The sequence below is a fragment of the Spirosoma sp. genome (assembly GCF_048594605.1).
Taxonomy (GTDB): Bacteria; Bacteroidota; Bacteroidia; order Cytophagales; family Spirosomataceae; genus Spirosoma.
On sequence record NZ_JBMDWV010000186.1, the window covers coordinates 1 to 2,892 of the forward strand.

General features: G+C 45.6%; 4 protein-coding genes. All 4 read right to left on the bottom strand.

Features of this window, described 5'->3' with window-relative positions:
- Positions 1-574: 30S ribosomal protein S2 (rpsB, locus tag ACOJS8_RS11525; RefSeq protein WP_420148690.1), on the bottom strand; the 574-nt coding region annotated here is incomplete at its 3' end.
- Positions 575-730: 156 nt separating this feature from the next.
- Entirely contained in the window at positions 731-1,117 is a 387-nt protein-coding gene (rpsI, locus tag ACOJS8_RS11530) for a 30S ribosomal protein S9 (RefSeq protein ID WP_420148691.1), read from the bottom strand.
- Between the two features lie 6 nt (positions 1,118-1,123).
- On the bottom strand, positions 1,124-1,567 hold the full coding sequence (gene rplM, locus ACOJS8_RS11535; RefSeq protein ID WP_420148692.1) for a 50S ribosomal protein L13: 444 nt from the start codon (positions 1,565-1,567) through the stop codon (positions 1,124-1,126).
- A 124-nt stretch (positions 1,568-1,691) separates the two neighbouring features.
- Positions 1,692-2,892: phospho-N-acetylmuramoyl-pentapeptide-transferase (mraY, locus tag ACOJS8_RS11540; RefSeq protein WP_420148693.1), on the bottom strand; the 1,201-nt coding region annotated here is incomplete at its 5' end.

A 2,892-nucleotide genomic window follows, 5' to 3' on the forward strand; every position in this document is an offset into this window, starting at 1 on the left:
AATTTGTATCGCAGATGGCAAACACAGGAATTCCTAAACGATGGGCTTCGGCAACAGCGATGTGTTCACGCTTTACATCGACAATAAATAAAGCGGCTGGTAAACGAGTCAGGTCAGCAATCCCGCCCAACACACGCTCCAGTTTCTCTTTATCACGTGTACGTGTCAAACGCTCACGCTTGGCAATACTTTTGACGGTCTCCTCGTCTTTCAGCATTTTATCCAGCGATTGCATTTTCTTCAGCGATTTACGAATCGTAGCGAAGTTTGTTAACATACCACCCTGCCAGCGTTCGGTTACGTAAGGCATTTTTAGCCGACGCGCTTCTTCCGAAACGATTTCCTGAGCTTGTTTCTTCGTGGCAACGAAAAGTACTTTCCGGCCTGAGCGAACAATACCTTTGATTGCGTTGGCTGCTTCTTCCAGTGCCGCAACCGTTTTGTTAAGATCAATAATGTGGATGCCGTTCTTCTCCATGAAGATATACGGAGCCATCCGGGGATCCCACTTACGAGTAAGGTGTCCAAAGTGTACACCTGCATCTAAGAGGTCTTTATATTCGATTTGTGCCATTACAGATTATGAAAAATGTAGAATGAAAAATGAAAACTATACGCAGCACCACACATCGGCATCATCTAAGTGTAGTCTGGACAGAAAAAGCGCAGGGTTCGGGGCAAAGGGTGGAGGGGAAAGCCCCTATGCCCCAGGCGCCATGCCCACTGTCAATTAACGTTTCGAGAACTGGAAACGACGACGCGCCTTCCGGCGGCCGTATTTTTTCCGCTCAACCATACGTGAATCTCGGGTTAAGAAACCTTCTTTCTTAAGAGCTGGGCGGAATTCTGCGTTCAATTCAACCAGAGCACGAGCAATAGCCATACGTGTTGCTTCCGCCTGACCAGACACGCCACCACCACGAACATTGACTTTTACATCGTATCCACCAACGCCATTGATTGAAGCGAAAGGTTGGTTCAAAATGATTTGCAGTACTTCGGTCGGAAAATATTGTTTGTAATCTTTTCCATTTACCGAGATAGCTCCACTACCAGCCGACAGGTAGATCCGTGAGATGGCCGTTTTACGACGACCAATGGTATTAATACGATCCATTATGACTTAGAATTTAACGGCTTTAGGTTGTTGAGCCTCATGAGGATGCTGAGCACTAGCATAAACGTACAGGTTAGTGTATAACCGACGACCTAACCGATTTTTCGGCAACATACCTTTTACAGCATGTTCGATGATGCGCTCTGGATGCTTTTCAAGGAGCAGCCGGGGCGATGCGAAGCGTTGTCCACCCGGATAACCCGTATGGCGAACATAAACTTTGTCGGTCATCTTAGCACCGGTCAGGCGCACCTTATCGGCGTTGATGACGATCACGTTATCTCCGCAGTCAACATGCGGGGTGAAGTTGGTCTTGTGTTTGCCGCGAATCAGGCGTGCGATTTGGCTGGCCAGCCGACCAAGCACTTCACCCTGAGCGTCAACCACAACCCAATCCTTCTGCGCCGTTTCTTTGTTGGCAGAGATGGTTTTGTAACTGAGCGTATTCACTTTATGGAGACTAATTGTTTGATTTCTAGTAACTTGCTTATAAAAAAGCACTCCCGTCTTCAAACGGGAGTGCAAATATAGGCGGTAGGAGGCTGAAAAACAAGGATATATCAAGAATTCCTTCTTAACGTAACTTTAGTGTGGCTAAGGCCAGTACGGCCAGAATGATACCAACAATCCACATTCGGGTCACGATTTTAGCTTCATGGTACCCTTTCTTTTGAAAATGGTGGTGCAATGGTGACATCAAAAAAATCCGTCGACCTTCGCCGTATTTACGCTTGGTATATTTAAAATAGCTGACTTGCGTAATTACTGACACAAGCTCTGCCAGAAATATGCCGCAGATAATTGGAATCATAAGTTCCTTACGGATGGCCAGAAACAGCACAGCTATCACTCCTCCTAGCATCAGACTACCAGTATCGCCCATGAATACCTGAGCAGGATAGGAGTTGTACCAAAGAAACCCGACACAGGCACCAACGAAGGCCGCGCAGAAAATAACCAGTTCGCCCGCGTTGGGTATGTACATTATGTTTAGGTACTGTGAAAAGACTTTATTACCCGATAAATAAGCCAATACGCCAATAATCAGTCCGATAATCACGGATGTTCCCGCAGCAAGCCCATCAATGCCATCCGTAATGTTGGCGCCATTCGAAACGGCTGTAATAATGAAAATACAGATTGCTACGTAGACAATCCAGGTATAGCTATCTGGTAGTACGCCAAACAGTAATGAGCTGTAATCGAACTCGTTATTTTTTACGAACGGAACCGTTGTTAGCGTAGACTTGATATCGGTGTAAATGTCGGGCACGTTGGACGTGTTCAGCAGACGTGGAGCATATTTCCTGATTTTAACGCTATCGTTGAAAGACAATGTTAAGCCAACAATGAGGCCTAAACCTACCTGGCCGACAACCTTAAATTTGCCCTGTAGTCCTTCTTTATTTTTCTTGAATACCTTAATGTAGTCATCCAGGAAACCAATCAGTCCCGTCCAGACAGTTGAAACTAAGGCTAGTATTACGTATACATTGGAAAGTTTGGCAAATAGTAGAGCTGGAATTAACAACGAGGCTAGAATAATAAAACCACCCATGGTTGGAGTTCCACGCTTTTGCATCTGTCCTTCCAGGCCAAGATCACGTATCGATTCGCCTATCTGAAGATTACGTAGTATATCAATAATCCGTCGGCCAAAAATAGCAGCGATCAGTAGCGACGTAACAACGGCACCTAACGCACGAAAGGATATATATTGAAAAACCCCGGCTCCGGGGAAATTGTAACGTTCGTCAAGAAACTGAAATAAGTAA